At 55.0% G+C, this 20,388-nt stretch carries 18 protein-coding genes; 14 read left to right on the top strand and 4 right to left on the bottom strand.

What is annotated here, in order from left to right; translation table 11 throughout:
* Positions 1 to 115 precede the first annotated feature (115 nt).
* On the top strand, positions 116 to 2,389 hold the full coding sequence (gene metE / locus K6L24_RS20285) for a 5-methyltetrahydropteroyltriglutamate--homocysteine S-methyltransferase (protein ID WP_222681786.1): 2,274 nt from the start codon (positions 116 to 118) through the stop codon (positions 2,387 to 2,389).
* A 53-nt stretch (positions 2,390 to 2,442) separates the two neighbouring features.
* On the opposite strand, the gene K6L24_RS20280 is transcribed toward metE, so the two are convergent.
* The gene (locus K6L24_RS20280) at positions 2,443 to 3,279 is read right to left on the bottom strand and encodes a dienelactone hydrolase family protein (RefSeq protein ID WP_062748643.1); all 837 of its coding nucleotides are present in this window, start codon (positions 3,277 to 3,279) and stop codon (positions 2,443 to 2,445) included.
* A gap of 296 nt (positions 3,280 to 3,575) precedes the next feature.
* Between K6L24_RS20280 and udp the strand changes: the two genes are divergently transcribed.
* The 9 genes from udp (at position 3,576) to tatD (ending at position 11,660) form a co-directional block, all read left to right on the top strand.
* Positions 3,576 to 4,337 (top strand): uridine phosphorylase, encoded by a 762-nt coding sequence (udp, locus tag K6L24_RS20275; protein WP_062748645.1) that lies wholly within the window; start codon positions 3,576 to 3,578, stop codon positions 4,335 to 4,337.
* A gap of 176 nt (positions 4,338 to 4,513) precedes the next feature.
* The gene (gene rmuC, locus K6L24_RS20270) at positions 4,514 to 6,046 is read left to right on the top strand and encodes a DNA recombination protein RmuC (RefSeq protein ID WP_118665000.1); all 1,533 of its coding nucleotides are present in this window, start codon (positions 4,514 to 4,516) and stop codon (positions 6,044 to 6,046) included.
* Positions 6,047 to 6,120: 74 nt separating this feature from the next.
* Entirely contained in the window at positions 6,121 to 6,876 is a 756-nt protein-coding gene (ubiE, locus tag K6L24_RS20265) for a bifunctional demethylmenaquinone methyltransferase/2-methoxy-6-polyprenyl-1,4-benzoquinol methylase UbiE (protein ID WP_062748649.1), read from the top strand.
* 12 nt (positions 6,877 to 6,888) lie between these two features.
* Positions 6,889 to 7,494 (top strand): ubiquinone biosynthesis protein UbiJ, encoded by a 606-nt coding sequence (gene ubiJ / locus K6L24_RS20260; RefSeq protein WP_062748651.1) that lies wholly within the window; start codon positions 6,889 to 6,891, stop codon positions 7,492 to 7,494.
* Entirely contained in the window at positions 7,491 to 9,128 is a 1,638-nt protein-coding gene (gene ubiB / locus K6L24_RS20255) for a ubiquinone biosynthesis regulatory protein kinase UbiB (protein WP_062748654.1), read from the top strand. Before ubiJ ends, ubiB begins: the two co-directional genes overlap by 4 nt.
* Before the next feature lie 119 nt (positions 9,129 to 9,247).
* On the top strand, positions 9,248 to 9,499 hold the full coding sequence (gene tatA / locus K6L24_RS20250) for a twin-arginine translocase TatA/TatE family subunit (RefSeq protein ID WP_062748656.1): 252 nt from the start codon (positions 9,248 to 9,250) through the stop codon (positions 9,497 to 9,499).
* Positions 9,500 to 9,502: 3 nt separating this feature from the next.
* Positions 9,503 to 10,036: a Sec-independent protein translocase protein TatB gene (tatB, locus tag K6L24_RS20245; protein WP_062748659.1), complete on the top strand. Its 534-nt coding sequence runs from the start codon at positions 9,503 to 9,505 to the stop codon at positions 10,034 to 10,036.
* A gap of 2 nt (positions 10,037 to 10,038) precedes the next feature.
* Positions 10,039 to 10,800, top strand: a complete 762-nt coding sequence (gene tatC / locus K6L24_RS20240; RefSeq protein WP_062748661.1) for a Sec-independent protein translocase subunit TatC — start codon at positions 10,039 to 10,041, stop codon at positions 10,798 to 10,800.
* Positions 10,801 to 10,880: 80 nt separating this feature from the next.
* On the top strand, positions 10,881 to 11,660 hold the full coding sequence (gene tatD / locus K6L24_RS20235) for a 3'-5' ssDNA/RNA exonuclease TatD (RefSeq protein ID WP_118664998.1): 780 nt from the start codon (positions 10,881 to 10,883) through the stop codon (positions 11,658 to 11,660).
* A gap of 48 nt (positions 11,661 to 11,708) precedes the next feature.
* Here the strand turns inward: tatD and rfaH are convergent, their stop codons facing one another.
* Positions 11,709 to 12,197 (bottom strand): transcription/translation regulatory transformer protein RfaH, encoded by a 489-nt coding sequence (rfaH, locus tag K6L24_RS20230; protein ID WP_062748666.1) that lies wholly within the window; start codon positions 12,195 to 12,197, stop codon positions 11,709 to 11,711.
* A 355-nt stretch (positions 12,198 to 12,552) separates the two neighbouring features.
* Between rfaH and ubiD the strand changes: the two genes are divergently transcribed.
* Together ubiD and fre are read left to right on the top strand one after the other, a co-directional pair.
* Complete coding sequence (gene ubiD / locus K6L24_RS20225; RefSeq protein ID WP_062748669.1) at positions 12,553 to 14,037, top strand: 4-hydroxy-3-polyprenylbenzoate decarboxylase; 1,485 nt, start codon at positions 12,553 to 12,555, stop codon at positions 14,035 to 14,037.
* A 45-nt stretch (positions 14,038 to 14,082) separates the two neighbouring features.
* Positions 14,083 to 14,784, top strand: coding sequence for an NAD(P)H-flavin reductase (gene fre / locus K6L24_RS20220; RefSeq protein ID WP_187510494.1), 702 nt, complete (start codon positions 14,083 to 14,085; stop codon positions 14,782 to 14,784).
* Positions 14,785 to 14,885: 101 nt separating this feature from the next.
* Here fre and fadA read toward each other — a convergent pair whose 3' ends face one another.
* Positions 14,886 to 16,049: an acetyl-CoA C-acyltransferase FadA gene (gene fadA, locus K6L24_RS20215; protein ID WP_222681785.1), complete on the bottom strand. Its 1,164-nt coding sequence runs from the start codon at positions 16,047 to 16,049 to the stop codon at positions 14,886 to 14,888.
* A gap of 10 nt (positions 16,050 to 16,059) precedes the next feature.
* On the bottom strand, positions 16,060 to 18,246 hold the full coding sequence (fadB, locus tag K6L24_RS20210; protein WP_222681784.1) for a fatty acid oxidation complex subunit alpha FadB: 2,187 nt from the start codon (positions 18,244 to 18,246) through the stop codon (positions 16,060 to 16,062).
* Positions 18,247 to 18,433: 187 nt separating this feature from the next.
* Here fadB and pepQ point away from each other — a divergent pair, with 187 nt between their 5' ends.
* Positions 18,434 to 19,765, top strand: coding sequence for a Xaa-Pro dipeptidase (pepQ, locus tag K6L24_RS20205; RefSeq protein ID WP_118664992.1), 1,332 nt, complete (start codon positions 18,434 to 18,436; stop codon positions 19,763 to 19,765).
* On the top strand, positions 19,765 to 20,376 hold the full coding sequence (locus tag K6L24_RS20200) for an IMPACT family protein (protein ID WP_062748679.1): 612 nt from the start codon (positions 19,765 to 19,767) through the stop codon (positions 20,374 to 20,376). Before pepQ ends, K6L24_RS20200 begins: the two co-directional genes overlap by 1 nt.
* The last annotated feature ends 12 nt before the right edge of the window (positions 20,377 to 20,388 follow it).

Below are 20,388 nucleotides of genomic sequence, written 5' to 3'. Positions count from 1 at the left end.
GGTGAATATTTTGCGCTTGTGGATAATACAGTACCTGCACATTATAGCGGTGTAAACATCTGGATGGCTAAATGCACCAGCAGGTTCAGCAAAGGTTACTAACGAGGCACCACTGATGACGATTCTTACCCATACTCTCGGATTCCCCCGCGTTGGTCTGCGTCGCGAACTGAAAAAAGCGCAGGAAAGCTACTGGGCAGGTAACTGCTCCCGGGAACACCTGCTGGCCACCGGCCGCGAACTGCGTGCGCGCCACTGGCAACAGCAGAAAGACGCCGGCGTTGACCTGCTGCCAGTGGGCGATTTTGCCTGGTACGATCATGTTCTGACCACCAGCCTGCTGGTGGGTAACGTTCCGGCGCGTCATCAGAATAAAGATGGCTCCGTTGACCTCGATACGCTATTCCGGATCGGGCGTGGCCGTGCGCCGACGGGCGAACCGGCGGCGGCGGCAGAAATGACCAAATGGTTTAACACGAACTATCACTACATGGTTCCGGAGTTTGTTCAGGGCCAGCAGTTCAGACTGACCTGGACTCAGTTGCTGGATGAAGTCGATGAAGCGCTGGCGCTGGGGCATAACGTGAAACCTGTTTTGCTTGGTCCGGTGACCTACCTGTGGCTGGGCAAGGTGAAAGGTGTCGCGTTTGACCGTCTGAGCCTGCTGAAAGACATTCTGCCGGTTTACCAGCAGGTGCTGGCCGAACTGGCTCAACGGGGGATTGAATGGGTGCAGATCGACGAACCGGCGCTGGCACTGGAGTTGCCCTCTGAGTGGCTGGCGGCCTTTAAACCGGCTTATACGGCCCTGCAGGGGCAGACCCGACTGCTGCTGACCACCTATTTTGACCGTATCGGCCAGAACCTCGACACCATCACCGCGCTGCCGGTACAGGGCCTGCATGTTGATCTGGTTCACGGCCAAGACGACATCACCGTACTGAACCGCACGGTGCCGGCAGACTGGGTATTCTCCGTTGGCGTGATTAACGGCCGTAATGTCTGGCGTGCCGACCTGAGCCGCTGGTTTGAGCGCCTGCAGCCGCTGATGGCTACGCGCAAACAGCTGTGGATCGGATCATCCTGCTCACTGCTGCACAGCCCCATTGATCTTAGCGTCGAAACTCGTCTGGATGATGAAGTGAAAAGCTGGTTCGCGTTTGCTCTGCAAAAGTGTGCCGAGCTGTCGCTGTTAAGCAACGCCCTGAATCATAAGGATCCTGCCTCCCTGGAAGCCTGGAGCGCGCCGATCCGTGCCCGTCAGCACTCCTCCCGCGTACACAATGTGGCAGTGGGGCAGCGCCTGGCCGGGATTACGGCCAGAGACAGCCATCGCAACAGCCCCTATCCGGTACGTGCGCATGCCCAGCGTCAGCGTTTCCAGCTGCCAGCCTGGCCCACCACCACCATTGGTTCTTTTCCGCAAACCACTGAAATTCGCGGCCTGCGGCTTGATTTTAAACAGGGAAGACTGGACGGCAGCCACTATCGTACCGGGATCGCCGGACACATCAGGCAGGCGATAGCAGAGCAGGAGCGACTGGGGCTGGACGTGCTGGTTCACGGTGAGGCAGAGCGTAACGATATGGTGGAGTATTTTGGTGAAAACCTCGATGGGTTCATCTTCACCCAGAATGGCTGGGTGCAAAGTTACGGTTCCCGCTGTGTGAAACCGCCGGTGATTATTGGTGACATCAGCCGTCCTGACGCGATCACCGTTGAGTGGGCGAAATACGCACAGTCCCTGACGGATAAACCGGTGAAAGGCATGCTGACCGGCCCGGTCACCATTCTGTGCTGGTCGTTCCCACGCGAAGATGTGTCCCGGGAAACCATTGCTAAACAGATTGCGCTGGCGTTGCGTGATGAAGTACAGGATCTGGAAAAAGCCGGCATTGGTATTATTCAGATCGACGAACCGGCCCTGCGTGAAGGCTTACCGTTGCACCGTTCTGACTGGGCTGCCTATCTGGCATGGGCAGTAGAGGCTTTCCGCCTGAACGCCGCCGTGGCGAAGGATGACACCCAGATCCACACCCATATGTGTTACTGCGAGTTCAATGACATCATGGAGTCCATTGCGGCACTGGATGCGGATGTGATCACCATCGAAACCTCACGTTCGGATATGGAACTGCTGGAGTCGTTTGAAGAATTTGAGTATCCGAATGAAATCGGGCCCGGCGTCTACGATATTCACTCACCGAACGTGCCGGATGTGGCGTGGATGGAGGCGCTGTTAAGGAAAGCCGCACTGCGCATCCCTGCTGATCGGCTGTGGGTGAATCCGGATTGCGGCCTGAAAACGCGCGGCTGGAAAGAAACCCGTCAGGCGCTGGAAAACATGGTGAAAGCGGCGCATAACCTGCGCAACGCGCAAACCGCATAATTCTCTGTGTTGTTGTCATTGTCGTCTTTAAGGGGGCCTTGGGCCCCCTTTTTTTACGCTTTTGGCGCAACGCCATGTTGTTTAAACCATGCCAGCATACGCTGCCAGCCGTCCTGAGCGGATTCGGCATGGTAGCTCGGGCGATAGTCGGCATTAAAGGCATGCCCGGCATCAGGATAAACAATTATTTCCGCCGTGGCATTGGCCGCCCGCAGAGCCTGACGCATGGTTTCCACGCTCTCCTGCGGAATGCTGTCGTCTTTACCGCCGTACAGCCCCAACACCGGGGAGTTTAAATCCACTGCGATATCGACCGGCTGTTTCTGCTGTTTCATGGTTTTTTCACCCACCAGCTTGCCGTACCAGGCCACCGCCGCTTTAAGCTGGGGATTGTGTGCGGCATATAGCCAGGTAATACGTCCCCCCCAGCAAAAGCCGGTAGCGGCCATATTGCGCATATCACCGCCATGGCGGGATGCCCAGTTGGCAACATGGTCAAGATCGGCCAGCACCTGAGTATCCGGAACCTGACTCACCAGTTCACTGAACAAGGTCGGAATATCGTTATAGTCCGCCGGGTCGCCCTGACGAAAATAGAGTTCAGGCGCTACCGCCAGGTAACCTTCAGCCGCCAGACGACGGCAGATATCACGGATATGTTCGTGAACCCCAAAGATCTCCTGAATCACCAACACCACCGGCAGCAGCCCTTCGGCATGACGCGGTTTCGCATGGAAGGCAGGCATGTTCTCACCCTGGGTCGGAATTGACGTCTCACCCGAAAGAATATCTGCGCTGTCCGTGGTAATCGTAGTGGCGGCAGTGGGAAGTGTGGCTGGTGCGAAGCCGTTGTTGTTCTGTTCTTGCGTCGTGTTATCGTCGGTTTTCATTATCCTCTCCATGCGTGCACAAATACGATCGGCATTAAGGGTTTAACTATAGCCCGAAATGCGCCGGGGTCAGACATCACCTCTGGTATCTCTTATCATCAGATCACGGGAAACGACAGGGTCAGGCGTGTGAAAGCGGTCAGGCTGGGTTGTGCGATGTGATTTAGATCACTATTAGCAATGTAATAAATGTAATTTTCATTTGTATTGTCGACGCTTATCACATAAAAGTGCGACGGATTTCCTTACAGTAGTCTTAAGTTCATTCTTCCCTCTTCCCGTGACAGGAGTTTCAAATGGCACAGTCTGACGTTTTCCATCTTGGCTTAACGAAAGCCGACCTTCAGGGCGCCACGCTGGCCATCGTGCCGGGTGACCCGGAGCGCGTGAAGAAAATTGCTGCTCTGATGGACAATCCTGTCCACCTGGCCTCACACCGTGAATTCACCACGTGGCGTGCTGAGCTGTCTGGTACGCCGGTTATCGTCTGCTCTACCGGCATCGGCGGCCCGTCGACCTCCATTGCGGTGGAGGAGCTGGCGCAGTTGGGCGTTCGGACTTTCCTGCGCGTCGGGACCACCGGTGCGATCCAGCCGGGTATTAATGTCGGTGACGTGCTGGTGACCACCGGTTCCGTTCGCCTCGACGGGGCCAGCCTGCACTTTGCGCCACTGGAATTCCCGGCCGTCGCCGACTTTACCTGTACCACGGCGCTGGTCGAGGCTGCGAAAGCGGCGGGTGCCACCACCCATATTGGTATCACCGCCTCGTCGGATACCTTCTATCCGGGCCAGGAACGCTATGACACCTTCTCCGGACGCGTGGTAAGCCGCTTCCAGAACTCAATGAAAGAGTGGCAGCAGATGGGCGTACTAAACTACGAGATGGAATCCGCAACGCTGCTGACGATGTGCGCCAGTCAGGGTCTGCGTGCGGGGATGGTGGCCGGGGTGATTGTGAACCGTACCCAGCAGGAAATCCCTGATGCGGAAACCATGAAACGTACCGAAAGCGATGCCGTTAAAATCGTCGTCGAGGCCGCACGTCGCCTGATCTGATAGCTTATGCTTTGGCCGTGCTGTGGCACGGCCTTTACTCTCCCATCTTCCTGCCTCTGAATTCCGATCCCCCCCGATAATTTTGCCTTTACAGACCAGATCGCTGCTTTTTATCTGGACATTCATACAGTGCGCCTCTATTTTTCCCCTGTCAGGGTTTCAGCAGGAGAAGAAGGGTGGATGCATCAATCATTTACGGTGCGGGGATTGGCCTGGTCGGGTTACTGGCCGGCTGGCTGATCGCCGGGATCCGCAGCCAGCAACAGCTGGCGAAGGCCGAAACGGAACGTCGCCTGCAGCAGCAGGCGGCAGAACAGGCTCAGTCCGGGCTTCAGCGCCAGCAGCAGTTACTGGATGCTCACCTCCACACGCAGAAACAGAATGAACAGGAGCTGCGTCAGCTGCACGGTTCGCTTGCTGCAGCCGGCGAGAAGCTGCATCAGCTCGATCACTGGCGTGGGGAAGCGGAGCAACTGACCCGGGAGTTGCGAAATCAGCTGGAAATTAATGCGTCTCAGGAAGCCGAACTGCGGGAAGTCACTATCCGGCTGGAAGAGACGCGGATGGCAGCCGAAGAAAAGCAGCGTCTGTTAGTTAACAGCGAACAGCGTTTGAATGCGCAATTCGAAAACCTGGCGAACCGTATCTTTGAAAACAGCGGCCGTCGGGTGGATGAACAAAACCGGCAAAGCCTGCACGGCCTGATCACGCCGCTGCGTGAACAGCTGGAGGGTTTCCGCCGCCAGGTGCAGGAAGGTTTTGGTCAGGAGGCGCGTGAGCGGCATACCCTCGCGCATGAAATTCGTAACCTGCAACAGCTCAATGCTCAGATGGCACAGGAAGCGATAAACCTGACGAAAGCGCTGAAAGGGGATAACAAAACCCAGGGGAACTGGGGGGAGGTGATCCTCAGCCGGGTACTGGAAGCGTCCGGGCTGCGGGAAGGCCATGAGTATGAAACCCAGGTGAATATTCAGCTGGAACAGAAAGGACGGATGCAGCCGGATGTGATTGTGCGGCTGCCCCAGGGCAAGGATGTGGTGATCGATGCAAAAATGACGCTGGTCGCCTACGAACGCTATTTTAACGGCGAGGACGACGCCGCACGAGAACTGGCCATTAGCGAGCATATTGCCGCAATACGCGGGCACCTACGGTTGCTGAGTCGAAAAGATTACCAACAATTACCCGGTTTACGTTCACTGGATTATGTGTTGATGTTTATCCCGGTTGAACCGGCGTTTCTGCTGGCCATCGATCGGCAGCCGGAGCTGATCAATGAGGCGTTGAATCTGAATATCATGCTGGTAAGCCCGACCACGCTGCTGGTGGCGCTTCGCACGATTAATAATCTGTGGCGTTATGAACATCAGAGCCGCCATGCCCAGCGCATTGCCGATCGCGCCGCAAGACTGTATGACAAAATGCGTCTGTTTGTCGATGATATGAGTGCTATCGGTCAGAACCTTGATAAGGCTCAGGATAGCTATCGTCAGGCAATGAAAAAATTGTCGGAAGGGCGTGGGAATTTGATTGCCCAGACCGAAGGGTTCCGTCAGATGGGCGTTGAAGTGAAACGGCCGATCAATCCCCGGCTGGTCGGGCAGGCGCTGCCTGAAGCTGATGACGAGGAAGATGACGACGACGCGCCGCCTGCTGACGAGGCGGGGGTGACGCCGGAGGCACTTACTCGCCGCGTCAATGAATAAACGTGTGGCAAGTGCCTGGTCTTCGTGACTCTGGTACACTTGGCTAATATTTGATTGTAGAGCAGGCAAAACAAATGGCAGATGAATCAAAGGACACTACCCACTTTGGCTATCGCACGGTCGCGAAAGACGAAAAGGCCGATATGGTGGCTGATGTTTTCCATTCCGTTGCGGCTAAATATGATCTGATGAATGACCTGATGTCATTCGGTATTCACCGCATCTGGAAGCGTTTCACCATTGATTCCAGCGGCGTACGCCGCGGGCAGCGCGTTCTGGACCTGGCGGGTGGCACGGGCGATCTAACCGCCAAGTTTTCGCGTCTGGTGGGCGAAACCGGTGAAGTGGTACTGGCGGATATTAACAGTTCAATGCTGAAGGTGGGCCGCGATAAACTACGTAACAAAGGCATTATCGGTAATGTGAATTATGTTCAGGCGAATGCGGAAGCTCTGCCATTCCCTGATAACTACTTTGACTGCATCACCATTGCTTTTGGCCTGCGTAACGTCACTGAAAAAGAGAAAGCGCTGGCCTCGATGTTCCGCGTACTTAAGCCAGGCGGCCGTCTGCTGGTACTGGAGTTCTCTAAGCCGCAGTTCGAACCATTAAGCAAAGCCTATGATGCTTACTCCTTCCACATTTTGCCGCGCATTGGTGAGATGGTAGCAAAAGACGCCGGCAGCTATCGCTATCTGGCTGAATCCATCCGTATGCATCCCGATCAGGAAACCCTGAAGCAAATGATGATGGATGTGGGCTTTGAAAATACGACGTATCACAATCTGACGGGCGGCATCGTTGCCTTGCACCGCGGATTCAAGTTTTAAGCAGGGAAACGCATGACATTAACGCCGCTATTAACTGCCAGTCTGGAGACCGCGCTTAATCATCTGCTCTACCGCGATCGTGGCCTTAAGGCGGCGCGTCAACGTCTCAATGGGCGCAGCCTGGCCATTTTGCTGGCTGAGCTGAAGCAGCCCCTGATTTTTATTTTCAGTGAACACCAGGTTGATGTGATAGGTGAGTGGGGTGATACGCCCGACTGTACGGTGAAAACACGCTTATCGACGCTATCAAAACTGCGTGACCGCCAGCAACTGACCTCGCTGATCCGCAGCGGTGAGCTTGATGTCGACGGCGATCTCCAGGTCGTGCAGCAATTTTCCGCGCTTCTTGACCTGGCGGAACTCGACCCTGCCGAGTATCTTGCTCCCTGGCTCGGTGATATCGCTGCTCAGGGCATCACTCAGTTTGCCCGTCGCGGCTTTAATGCCGTACGCCGCGATGTGCAGCGCAAACAGAGCTACCTGTCGCAAACGCTGACCGAAGAGTGGCGTGTGGCCCCGGGCTCGCTTGAACTGGCCTGGTTTGCTGAAGAAGTGGACGCCGTGTCGCGTTCACTGGATGCGCTGGACGCTCGCCTTAACCAGCTGGAGGCCAAATGACCTTTGGTGAACTGCGCCGTCTTTATCTGATTATTCGGGTTTTCCTCAGCTATGGCCTGGATGAACTGATCCCGAAAATACGCCTCACTCTGCCATTGCGGTTCGGCCGTAAATGCCTGTTCTGGATGCCAAATCGTCATAAAGACAGGCCGTTGGGTGAGCGTTTACGCCTGGCGCTTGAGCAATTGGGGCCGGTGTGGATCAAGTTTGGCCAGATGATGTCGACCCGGCGCGATCTTTTCCCGCCGCTGATCGCCGATCAACTGGCCATGTTGCAGGATCGTGTTGCGCCATTTGACGGTAAAAAAGCCCTTAAACTGATCGAACAGTCACTGGGTGCGCCGATTGAAACTCAGTTCGACGATTTTAATATCGTCCCGCTGGCCTCCGCTTCTATCGCTCAGGTTCATACCGCCACGCTGAAAGAAAACGGTCGTGAAGTGGTGATCAAAGTGATTCGCCCTGACATTTTACCGGTGATAAAAGCGGATATGCGGCTGATTTATCGGCTGGCACGCTGGGTGCCGCGTTTGCTGCCTGACGGGCGACGTCTGCGCCCACGGGAAGTGGTCGCGGATTACGAAAAGACACTGCTTGATGAACTGAACCTGCTGCGTGAAGCGGCGAATGCGATTCAGCTCCGACGTAACTTTGACAGCAGCCGCATGCTCTACGTGCCGGAAGTGTATTCCGACTACTGCACGGAAAACATGATGGTGATGGAGCGTATTTACGGCATTCCCATTTCCGATGTGGTGACGCTGGAACAGCACGGTGTCAATATGAAGCTGCTGGCTGAACGCGGTGTGCAGGTGTTCTTTACCCAGGTGTTCCGTGACAGCTTCTTCCATGCGGATATGCACCCGGGTAACATTTTTGTCAGCTATGAACACCCGGAAGATCCGCAATATATTGGCATCGACTGCGGCATTGTCGGGTCACTGAACAAAGAAGATAAACGCTACCTGGCTGAAAACTTCATTGCCTTCTTTAATCGCGACTACCGCAAAGTCGCCGAGCTTCACGTTGATTCGGGCTGGGTGCCGCCGGATACCAATGTGGAGGATTTCGAGTTCGCAATACGCACCGTGTGTGAACCTATTTTTGAGAAACCGCTGGCCGAGATTTCGTTCGGGCATGTGCTGCTCAACCTGTTCAATACGGCACGTCGCTTTAATATGGAAGTTCAGCCTCAGCTGGTTTTGCTGCAAAAAACGCTGCTGTATGTTGAGGGCGTCGGTCGCCAGCTCTATCCACAGCTGGATTTGTGGAAGACGGCAAAACCGTTCCTTGAAGACTGGATTAAAGATCAGGTCGGTATCCCTGCCATTGTGCGGGCACTGAAAGAAAAAGCGCCATTCTGGGCGGAAAAATTGCCTGAGCTGCCTGAGCTGTTTTATGACAGCCTGCGTCAGCACAAGCATTTGCGACACAGCGTTGACCGGCTGGCGAACGATCTGAAAGGGGAGCGGGCTAAGCAGCATCAGTCACGTTATCTCTTCGGTGTCGGCGCAACATTGTTGCTCAGTGGGACGGCAATCCTGCTGTCGCGTCCTGAATGGGACGTGTTCTCTGCCGGACTGATGGCCGCAGGCGTTGTTGCCTGGTTGGTTGGCTGGCGCAGAACAAACTGATTGTCATGAAAGGTAAATAGGCAGCTTATTGCGCGGGGGGTGTGGTTTGTGCATCGTCAGCAAGACATAAGCTGTTATATACTCGAAACTCGCATCAATTATTGATATCAGAGGTAATAATGGGTGGCATTACACTTCCACACTTGTTAATCATCGCCGTACTCGTTGTACTGCTGTTCGGCACCAAAAAGCTCCGTTCCCTGGGGTCTGATCTCGGTTCGTCCATCAAAGGCTTTAAAAAAGCGATGAGTGATGAAGACGACAAAGAGAAAGACAAAGCGAACGCTAACGATGCTGACTTTAATGCCAAACTGGCTGATCAACAGCATACAGAAGCAAAGAAAGAAGACGTCAAGAACGACAAGGTATAAACCGTGTTCGACATAGGCTTTAGTGAACTGGTACTGGTCTTCGTTATTGGCCTGGTGGTGCTGGGCCCGCAGCGTTTACCCGTCGCAGTCAGAACGGTGATGGGCTGGATCCGCGCACTGCGTTCCCTGGCAACCAGCGTTCAGAATGAACTGGCTCAGGAGCTGAAGATTCAGGAGCTGCAGGATGGCCTGAAGAAAATTGAACAGGCCAGCAAAGACAGCCTTTCTCCTGAGCTTAAAGCCTCGGTAGAGGAATTGAAGCAGACGGCCGATTCAATGAAACGCTCTTACCTGGGCGAAAATGAAAAAGCCGATGATGAAGCGCACACTATCCATAATCCGTTAGTGAAAGATCCGCAGGAATCGCACGATGGTGTGACCCCTGCGGCGGCGGACCACCAGGCCAGTGCACCTGCACAGGCGCCGGTAACGGTCACCCAGTCTGCCTCTACACCTCCGCCGGAACCTCAGGAGCCGCCAGCGTCCACCGCTCCGCGTGCATCCGTACCCCCTGGACAACCAAGCGATGAACGATAAACATGGCTGTTGATGATACCCAACCGCTTATCAGTCATCTGATTGAGCTACGTAAGCGCCTGCTGAACAGCATCATCGCTGTTCTGGCCATTTTTTTGTGTCTGGTGTATTTCTCTAACGATATTTACCAGCTTGTCTCGGCCCCACTGATCAAACAGTTACCTGCCGGTGCCAGCATGATTGCCACGGATGTGGCCTCTCCGTTCTTTACGCCGATTAAGCTGACGATCATTGTTTCACTGTTCCTGTCAGTGCCAGTCATTCTTTACCAGGTCTGGGCCTTTGTCGCCCCTGCGCTGTATCGTCATGAGCGCAAGCTGGTTATGCCACTGCTGTTTTCCAGTTCATTCCTATTCTACCTGGGGATGGCTTTCGCCTACTTTATTGTCTTCCCGCTGGCGTTTAGTTTCTTTTCCAAGACGGCGCCACAGGGGGTACAGATTGCCACCGACATTAATAACTATCTCGATTTTGTGATGACGTTATTTATGGCGTTTGGCGTGTCGTTTGAAGTACCGATTGCTATCGTACTGTTGTGCTGGACGGGGGTCACCACCCCGGAAGATCTGCGTGAGAAACGCCCGTATGTGCTGGTAGGGGCCTTTGTGGTTGGCATGTTGCTGACACCGCCGGATATCTTTTCCCAGACGCTGTTGGCCATTCCGATGTATTGCCTGTTTGAGGTGGGAGTGTTTGTTTCCCGTTTCTACGTGGGCAAAAACCGCCGCGATGAAGATGCAGAGCAGGACGCAGAATCAGAGTAACGTTGCGCGAACGGCTGCCACGGCAAAACAGTTTGAATTGATTAACCGCCCGTCAGGGCGGTTACTGTATGGAAGAGACTATGTTTGATATTGGTGTAAACCTGACCAGCACGCAGTTCGCAAAAGATCGTGAGAAGGTGGTTAAACGTGCGCGCGAGGCGGGTGTCACCGGCATGTTAATTACGGGCACGAATGCGCTGGAAAGTCAGCAGGCCCGCAGTCTTGCGCAGCAGCACCCGGATTATTGCTGGTCAACGGCGGGTGTTCATCCTCATCATGCCAGCGAGTGGTCGGGGGAAACTGCCGCCACGCTGCGCCGGCTGGCTGAAAACGATCGGGTTGTCGCCATCGGTGAGTGTGGACTCGATTTCAACCGCAATTTCTCTGCGCCAGAGCAGCAGGAATATGCCTTTAATGCCCAGTTGGCCCTGGCGGCCGAGCTGTCGCTGCCGGTGTTCCTGCACTGTCGCGAAGCCCATGAACGGTTTATCGCCATCCTGGCGCCCTGGCTGCCTCAGTTGCCTGCCTCTGTACTGCACTGTTTTACCGGAACACGCGAGGAGCTGGAGGCCTGTCTGGCAATGGGATTATCCATTGGCATTACCGGCTGGGTATGTGATGAGCGGCGGGGACAGGCCTTACGGGAGCTGATGCCGTTAATTCCGGCAGAGCGGCTGCTGCTGGAAACCGATGCGCCGTGGTTGCTGCCAAGAGATATGCATCCACGCCCGGCTTCACGTCGCAATGAACCCTGCTTTTTACCGCATATTGTACAGCAGGTGGCGCTGTTGCGTGGGGAGGATGCCGGCGAACTGGCAGAACAAACGGCATTAAATGCGCGAAAACTGTTTCGCCTTTAAGCAGGTCAGAGGGGGCATGATTGCTCCCTGATCGCTTCCCGTTACAGCTTACAGCTTCTGGAACTGGCGGTTACCTACGCTGCGAACCACCTGCTTATTGAGCAGATTCAGCAGCAGCATTGATCGTGCTTCACCATCGGGCTCGGTAAATATCGCTTTCAGTCCTTCAAACGCCCCTTCCGTAATAATCACGGCATCACCCGGCTGCGGCAGTTCAGTATCGGTAACGACTTTAATGGGATCATTCTGCAGGGCGGTAATCACATCTAAAGGCACAGTGGCGGGTTGATTACCGAAGCGGACAAAATGGCTGACGCCACGCGTTGCACTAATTGTCGTGGTATGAATAGATTCAGGGTCGAATTCAATGAACAGATAATTAGGGAATAACGGCTCATCCACCCGGGTACGTTTGCCACGCACGGTTTTCTCTAAAGCAATCATCGGGCTCAGGCAGTGCACGGCCTGGCGCTCAAGATGCTCCTTTGCCCGTAGCAGCTGACCTCGTTTGCAGTAAAGTAAATACCAGGATTCCATAACTTCGCTTTCCAATTATCTGGCCGATAAGGATATCAAAATCGCTAAGATAGATATAGCGAGATTGGTGGTATCCGTCCGTTTTCACCTGCCGCCTTATTCATCTGGCCGCTGTCGGGATAACTTCAAATTAGCAGTAATTATCGGATCGGGTAATAACCTTTTCATACGAATAAATAGTGCTTCCTAATCTGCGTCATAGCAACCGGCGGCTCTGATGGCTGAGATCCACCGGCTGCGCTGTCTGGCAGCAGGCAGATTGTTTTACTGTGGCTTAAACCTGGTAACAAAACTACCCCCCTGGCAGAGATCGGCACTATAATGGCCATCTCACTGACCGTACTGATGGAAAGTCATGAAATACCACGACTTACGCGACTTCCTTTCTCTGCTTGAACAGCGTGGGGAATTAAAACGCATCAAACAAGAGATCGATCCCGATCTGGAAATGACCGAAATTGCCGACCGCACGCTGCGAGCCGGCGGCCCTGCCTTGCTGTTTGAGAACCCAAAAGGTTACAGCATGCCGGTTCTGTGTAATCTCTTTGGTACACCGGACCGCGTTGCGATGGGGATGGGCCAGGAGGATGTTAAAGCACTGCGTGACGTGGGCCGTCTGCTGGCATTCCTTAAAGAGCCTGAGCCTCCGCGTGGTTTCCGCGACTTCTTCGATAAAATGCCGCAGTGGAAGCAGGTGCTGAACATGCCGACGAAACGGCTGCGCAGTGCCCCCTGTCAGGAGCAAATCTGGCAGGGTGATGACGTTGATTTGAGCCGCATCCCGGTCATGAAATGCTGGCCAGATGATGCCGCCCCCCTGGTGACCTGGGGACTGACCGTCACCCGTGGACCGCTGAAAGAACGACAGAACCTGGGGATCTACCGTCAGCAGGTGATTGGCAAAAACAAGTTAATCATGCGCTGGCTTTCCCATCGTGGCGGTGCGCTGGATTTCCAGGAGTGGTGCCAGCAGCACCCCGGAGAGCGTTTCCCCGTCTCTGTGGCTCTGGGGGCTGACCCGGCGACCATTCTGGCGGCAGTGACACCGGTACCCGATACGCTGTCTGAATATGCTTTCGCCGGTCTGCTGCGCGGGACTAAAACGGAAGTGGTGAAGTGTGTTTCCAACGACCTGGAAGTGCCCGCCAGCGCGGAAATCGTGCTGGAAGGGTATATTGAACCCGGTGAAATGGCCCCTGAAGGACCCTACGGTGACCACACCGGCTACTATAATGAAGTGGACAGCTTTCCGGTGTTTACCATCACGCATATTACCCAGCGCCGTGATGCGATTTATCACTCGACCTTCACCGGACGTCCACCGGATGAGCCTGCTGTCCTGGGCGTCGCGCTGAATGAAGTCTTTGTGCCGATCCTGCAAAAGCAGTTCCCGGAAATCGTGGATTTCTATCTGCCACCGGAAGGATGCTCCTACCGGCTTGCGGTTGTGACCATCAAGAAACAGTATGCCGGGCACGCTAAACGCGTCATGATGGGTGTCTGGTCGTTCCTGCGACAGTTTATGTACACCAAATTTGTTATCGTTTGCGATGATGACATTAATGCACGCGACTGGAACGATGTTATCTGGGCGATCACCACGCGAATGGATCCGGCACGTGATACGGTGCTGATTGAAAATACGCCGATTGATTACCTGGATTTTGCATCGCCGGTGTCTGGCCTTGGTTCAAAAATGGGGCTTGATGCCACCAATAAATGGCCGGGTGAAACCCAGCGCGAGTGGGGTACGCCGATCCGTAAGGATCCTGCCGTTACCGCACGCATTGATGCGATTTGGGATGAGTTAGGCATCTTGAGTGATACACCCGCGCGCTGACGCGCAGGTGGTCAAATGATAATGACGACCCGACAGAGGGAACGCATGACAACCTTAAGCTGTAAAGTGACCTCAGTAGAGGCGATTACCGATACCGTATACCGCGTAAGACTGATCCCGGAAGCTGATTTCAGCTTTAAAGCGGGTCAATATTTGATGGTCGTGATGGATGAGCGTGACAAGCGTCCGTTCTCTCTGGCTTCAACGCCCATGGAAAAAGATATCATTGAGCTGCACATCGGGGCCTCTGAACTGAACCTCTATGCCATGGCGGTGATGGAACGTATTCAGCAGCAGCGCGAGATCACCGTCGATATTCCTCACGGTGATGCCTGGCTGCGTGAAGAGAACGACCGCCCGCTGGTTCTGATTGCTGGCGGCACCGGCTTTTCCTACGCGCGCTCGATTCTGCTGACCGCACTGTCGCAGCAGCCCGATCGGCATATTGCGATCTACTGGGGCGGGCGTGAGTTGAAGCATCTGTACGATCTGGAAGAGCTGAACGCGCTGGCGATTAAACATCCTAATCTGAGTGTTATTCCGGTCGTTGAACAGCCTGAAGAGGGATTCACCGGTCGTAACGGTACGGTTCTGACCGCCGTAATGCAGGATTATGGATCTCTGGCCGATCACGATATCTATATTGCGGGTCGTTTCGAGATGGCAAAAATTGCCCGTGAGCGCTTTTGTGCTGAACGGGGTGCGCAGGAAGCCCGCATGTTTGGCGATGCGTTTGCCTTTATCTGACCGTCAGGGGCAGTCCCGCTGCCCCTGCATTTCTCGTCAGCAAAAAAAAACCGCCCCTGACAGGCGGTAAGCACTTGCAATAATACTTCCAGATCAACGTATTAAACCCGTTCAAATACGGTGGCGATCCCCTGTCCCAGCCCGATACACATAGTCGCCAGACCGAACTGAGCATCCTTTCTTTCCATCAGATTCAGCAGGGTGGTACTGATACGTGCCCCTGAACATCCTAATGGATGACCGAGCGCTATCGCCCCCCCATTCAGATTGACCTTCTCGTCAAGTTTCTCCATCAGCCCCAGATCTTTAATGCACGGCAGGGTCTGCGCGGCAAAAGCTTCATTCAGTTCAAAAATACCGATATCGCTGACAGTCAGACCGGCACGTTTTAATGCAAGCTGTGAAGCCGGAACCGGTCCATATCCCATAATGGAGGGATCGCAGCCCACGACGGCCATGGCACGAATGCGTGCGCGGGGCTTCAGGCCCAGCTCCTGCGCCAGTGACTCACTCATCACCAGCATCGCTGCGGCACCGTCGGACAGGGCAGAACTTGTCCCTGCGGTCACGGTCCCCCTGACCGGATCAAAGGCCGGACGCAGTGCTGCCAGGCTCTCGACCGTCGTATCCGGACGGATTACCTCATCGGTGTCATAACGTTTCAACACGCCGTCAGCATCGTGGCCTGAAACCGGCACGATCTCGCGGGCAAAATGCCCGGCTTCCGTCGCAGCCCAGGCCCGCTGATGCGAGCGTGCTGCAAACTGATCCTGCATTTCCCGACTGATACCGTGAATTTTCGCCAGCATTTCAGCCGTCAGGCCCATCATACCCGCGGCCTTCGCCACGCTGCGGCTCAGACCGGGATGAAAGTCCACGCCGTGGTTCATCGGGACGTGTCCCATATGCTCAACGCCACCAATCAGGCAGGAACGGGCATCACCCACCATAATCGCACGGGCAGCGTCGTGCAGTGCCTGCATCGACGAGCCGCACAGGCGGTTGACCGTGGTGGCAGGCACGCTGTGGGGGATTTCTGCCAGCAGTGCGGCGTTACGGGCAATATTGAAGCCCTGCTCCAGCGTTTGCTGTACACAACCCCAATAAATATCATCCAGGGCTGCGGCATTCAGTGCCGGGTTACGGCTCAGCAGGCTGCGCATCAAATGGGCAGAGAGATCTTCCGCCCGTACATGGCGAAACGCGCCGCCTTTTGATCGTCCCATCGGCGTACGGATGGCATCAACGATGACAACTTTTTCCATTTTTTATTCCTCACGCCGTTTTCAGAGATAAATCGTCGAGCGGTGCTGCCAGGGGATACCAGCTTCCCCCCTGTGCTGCTTTTTCGCGTAACGTGTCCGGTACCTGATAAAGCGCACCAAGAGAGGTAAAAGGTTCGGTCATGGCGACAAATGCCGCGCTCCCGAGCGTATCGAGATAGCGGAATGCTCCGCCATGGAACGGCGGGAAACCCAGTCCATAGACCAGCGCCATATCGGCCTCTGCCGGACTGGCGATCACTTCTTCCTCCAGGCAGCGAACCACTTCGTTAATCATCGGGACCATCATACGGGCGATAATTTCCTCGTCACTGAAGATACGTTTGGGCTGGCAGACGCCTTCCAGCAGGCGGTCGGTCTCCGCATCGGCGACTTTTTTCGCCTTGCCTTTGGCATCGGTTTCCCAGCGCCAGAAACCCTGCTGATTTTTCTGGCCGAAACGTTTAGCGTCAAACAGCACGTCGACAGCATCACGGTACGCTTTCTGCATACGATCTGGGTAACCTTCTGCCATCACTTGCTGAGCATGATGCGCAGTATCAATACCCACGACGTCCAGCAGCCAGGAAGGGCCCATTGGCCAGCCAAACTGCTTTTCCATCACTTTATCAATCTGACGGAAGTCCGCCCCGTCGCGCAGCAGCAGACTGAAGCCGGCGAAGTAGGGGAACAGCACGCGATTGACAAAGAATCCCGGGCAGTCGTTGACCACTATAGGCGTTTTCCCCATTTTGCTGGCCCAGGCCACCACTTTGGCAATGGTGGAGCCGGCGGTTTTCTCTCCACGGATCACCTCAACCAGCGGCATACGCGGCACGGGGTTAAAGAAGTGCATCCCGCAGAAATTTTCCGGACGAGTTAATGCCTTCGCTAACTGGGTAATGGGAATGGTTGAGGTATTCGAGGCCAGGATTGCATCCGGGCGGATGTGGCTTTCCGCTTCCGCCAGCACGGCGGCTTTAATCTGTGGATTTTCCACCACCGCTTCGACCACCACATCGACACGGTCAAAGCCAGCGTAATGCAGGGTGGGTTGGATAGTGCCAATCACGCTGGCCAGCTTCATTCCGTCAATCCTGCCGCGCGTCAGCTGCCTGTTAAGCAGTTTAGCGGCCTCACCCATTCCCAGTGCCAGTGATTGCTCACTGATGTCTTTCAGGATAACCGGCACGCCTTTCCAGGCTGACTGGTAGGCGATACCGCCCCCCATGATACCGGCACCCAACACGGCGGCCCGTTTCGGTGTTTCCACATCGCGAGTGAGTTTTTTTGCGCTGGCTTTGACGGCCTGATCGTTAAGGAAAATACCCACAAGCGCCCGTGCCACACTGGAACGGGCCAGTGGCACGAAGGCTGCCGTTTCCAGTTTCAGGGCTTCGTCGCGGCCCAGACGGGCAGCGGCTTCAATGGTTTTGACCGCGGTAACGGGGGCAGGATAGTGTTTTCCTGCGGTCTGCATCACCATCGCCGTGGCTGTCGTGAAGCTCATGGCCGCTTCAATCTTGCTCAGTTTTAACGGTTCCAGCTTAGGCTGGCGGCGCTCGCGCCACGGTTGCTTGCCTGAAATGGCCTCTTTCAAAACGGATAGTGCCGCCGCCTGCAGCTTATCTGCCACCACCACGGCATCGACCAGCCCAACTTTCAACGCCTCAGAGCCATCGATATCCTTACCGGCAGCGATAATTTCCAGTGCGCTGTCAGCGCCCAACAGACGGGGCAGACGAACCGAGCCGCCAAAGCCCGGCATAATGCCGAGTTTCGTCTCTGGCAGACCAATGCGGGCATCCGGGGTCGCAATACGAAAATCGGTTGCCAGTACGCATTCGCAGCCGCCACCCAGCGCATAGCCGCTGATGGCAGAAACGGTGGGAACAGGCAGGTCTTCCAGGCGGTTGAAGATGCTGTTGGCATAGGTCAGCCACTGGGTCAGCTTTTCCTCAGTGGCGGTAAACAGCGAAAGAAACTCGGTAATATCGGCCCCGACGATAAAGGCGGGCTTACGTGAACTGAGCAGTACACCGCGCAGCCCGTGCTGCTGTTCCAGCACGGAGAGGGCTTCACCGAGGCTGGCCACCGTCTTTGTATCCAGCTTGTTCACCGAACCGGGCGCGTCAAATACCAGCTCGGCAATGCCGTCTTCCAGCCAGTCGAGGGAAAGGGTTTCGCCTTGGTAGAGCATGTCTGTCTCCTGAGCCGCGATAAAGGGGATCTGGTCGTACCAGATGATCGTGAGTGTGGAATCCGTGTTAATTATTTGCAAACTATACGTTGTCGATTTGCAAACGAGATCACAACTGCGGCAAAACGGCATACCCCTGCTGGCTGTGGTAAGATGCCGACAATTTCGTGATATCGGAGGCAGGATAATGGAGTCACTGGTTACGCTTTATCAGCAGCATGTGAATACGTTACAGCAGCGAGCACAGCAGGTGCTGGCCCGGCACAATCTTGATGCCATGCTGATTCATTCCGGGGAATTACTGACGGTATTTCTCGACGATCACACTTACCCGTTTAAGGTAAACCCGCAGTTTAAAGCCTGGGTGCCGGTGACTCAGGTTCCGAACTGCTGGCTGTGGATCGACGGCGTGAATAAACCTAAGCTCTGGTTCTATTCACCGGTTGATTACTGGCATAACGTCGAGCCGTTGCCACACAGCTTCTGGACCGGTGAAATCGACATTATCCCACTGAAAAACGCCGATGATATTGCACAGCAGCTCCCAGCGCAGCGGCAAAACGTTGCGTATATCGGCCCGGTTCCTGCGCGAGCGACTCAGCTTGGGCTAAAGGCCGAAGCGATTAACCCGCAGGGCGTGATCGACTTCCTGCATTACCATCGCGCTTATAAAACCGGTTATGAACTTTACTGTATGCGTCAGGCGCAGAAGACGGCCGTAACTGGCCACCGTGCCGCGAAGGAAGCCTTTCTGTCCGGGATGAGCGAGTTCGATATTAATGTTGCTTATCTCAGTGCCACCGGCCACCGGGATACGGATGTCCCCTACGGTAATATCGTTGCCCTTAATGAACATGCGGCGGTGTTGCACTACACCCGGCTTGACCAACAGCCTCCCGAGCAGCGCCGTAGCTTCCTGATTGATGCGGGCGCTGAATACAATGGCTATGCTGCCGACCTGACCCGTACCTATGCGGCCAGTGATAAAAGTGAATATGCGCAGCTTATCCACGATATGAACGCCGAAGAGCTGGCGTTAATCGCCACCCTGAAAGCGGGTGTCCGCTATACCGAGTATCATCAGCAGATGCACTATCGTATTGCCAGCCTGCTGCTGAAGCATCAGCTGGTGCAGGGAATGAGTGCGGAAGCGATGATCAAAGAGGATCTGACCGGGCCGTTTATGCCACACGGGCTCGGCCATCCGTTGGGGCTTCAGGTTCACGATGTCGCAGGCTTTATGCAGGATGATCGGGGAACCCATCTGGCTGCTCCCACGCAGTATCCGTATCTGCGCTGTACCCGGATGTTAGAGCCGGGCATGGTGCTGACCATTGAACCGGGCATCTATTTCATCGACTCTTTGCTGGCACCCTGGCGTTCTGGTAAGTTCAGCCAGCACTTTGACTGGGCGAAAATTGATGCACTGAAGCCTTACGGCGGGATTCGAATTGAAGATAATGTGGTGATACAGACCAATGGTGTGGAAAATATGACACGCGATCTGCATCTGGCCTGATGGACGCTTACGATATTCCTGCTGAACTCTTCAGCTTCACCGAAGAGATTAAAAAAAGTCGTTTTATTACGCTGCTTACACATACCGAGGGCGTGGAGGCGGCGCGGGGCTTCGTTCAGCAGATGAAACAACAGCACCCCACAGCCCGGCATCACTGCTGGGCTTTCGTCGCTGGAGCCCCGGATGATTCTCAGCAGCTTGGGTTCTCTGACGACGGTGAACCTTCGGGTACGGCCGGTAAACCGATGCTGGCGCAGCTGATGGGTAACAACATTGGCGAAATAACGGCGGTTGTCGTGCGCTATTATGGGGGTATCCAACTGGGTACCGGCGGGCTGGTCAAAGCTTACGGGGGTGGGGTGCAGCAGGCGCTGCGTTTACTCCCCCGCAAGATTAAAGTTCCTATGCTGCATTTCAGTCTCGTTTGTGATTATGCTCAGTTAGGGGATATTGAACGCATGGTGGCCCGTTTCGACGGCCAGGTACTCAATACGGATTTTTTGCAGAATATAACGCTTCACCTTGCTTTACCTCATGCGCAGGTGGCCGGGTTCAGACAAAATCTGTCAGACTTTAGCCGGGGCACTTTGCAATTAGCCTCGCTCAAATAACACTTCATGTCA

Source organism: Erwinia persicina (assembly GCF_019844095.1).
GTDB classification, from domain to species: Bacteria; Pseudomonadota; Gammaproteobacteria; order Enterobacterales; family Enterobacteriaceae; genus Erwinia; species Erwinia persicina.
The sequence above is the reverse complement of the archived record's forward strand: the minus strand, read 5'-3'. Positions and strand labels throughout refer to the sequence as shown.

Bases quoted from the DNA above. Each gene is read 5' to 3' on its own strand.
- pepQ (WP_118664992.1), top strand. From the start codon at position 18,434: ATGGAGTCACTGGTTACGCTTTATCAGCAGCATGTGAATACGTTACAG.
- fre (WP_187510494.1), top strand. From the start codon at position 14,083: ATGACAACCTTAAGCTGTAAAGTGACCTCAGTAGAGGCGATTACCGAT.
- ubiB (WP_062748654.1), top strand. From the start codon at position 7,491: ATGACCTTTGGTGAACTGCGCCGTCTTTATCTGATTATTCGGGTTTTC.
- fadB (WP_222681784.1), bottom strand. From the start codon at position 18,246: ATGCTCTACCAAGGCGAAACCCTTTCCCTCGACTGGCTGGAAGACGGC.
- tatA (WP_062748656.1), top strand. From the start codon at position 9,248: ATGGGTGGCATTACACTTCCACACTTGTTAATCATCGCCGTACTCGTT.
- tatC (WP_062748661.1), top strand. From the start codon at position 10,039: ATGGCTGTTGATGATACCCAACCGCTTATCAGTCATCTGATTGAGCTA.
- ubiE (WP_062748649.1), top strand. From the start codon at position 6,121: ATGGCAGATGAATCAAAGGACACTACCCACTTTGGCTATCGCACGGTC.
- K6L24_RS20200 (WP_062748679.1), top strand. From the start codon at position 19,765: ATGGACGCTTACGATATTCCTGCTGAACTCTTCAGCTTCACCGAAGAG.
- fadA (WP_222681785.1), bottom strand. From the start codon at position 16,049: ATGGAAAAAGTTGTCATCGTTGATGCCATCCGTACGCCGATGGGACGA.
- K6L24_RS20280 (WP_062748643.1), bottom strand. From the start codon at position 3,279: ATGAAAACCGACGATAACACGACGCAAGAACAGAACAACAACGGCTTC.
- ubiJ (WP_062748651.1), top strand. From the start codon at position 6,889: ATGACATTAACGCCGCTATTAACTGCCAGTCTGGAGACCGCGCTTAAT.
- metE (WP_222681786.1), top strand. From the start codon at position 116: ATGACGATTCTTACCCATACTCTCGGATTCCCCCGCGTTGGTCTGCGT.
- udp (WP_062748645.1), top strand. From the start codon at position 3,576: ATGGCACAGTCTGACGTTTTCCATCTTGGCTTAACGAAAGCCGACCTT.
- ubiD (WP_062748669.1), top strand. From the start codon at position 12,553: ATGAAATACCACGACTTACGCGACTTCCTTTCTCTGCTTGAACAGCGT.
- rfaH (WP_062748666.1), bottom strand. From the start codon at position 12,197: ATGGAATCCTGGTATTTACTTTACTGCAAACGAGGTCAGCTGCTACGG.
- tatD (WP_118664998.1), top strand. From the start codon at position 10,881: ATGTTTGATATTGGTGTAAACCTGACCAGCACGCAGTTCGCAAAAGAT.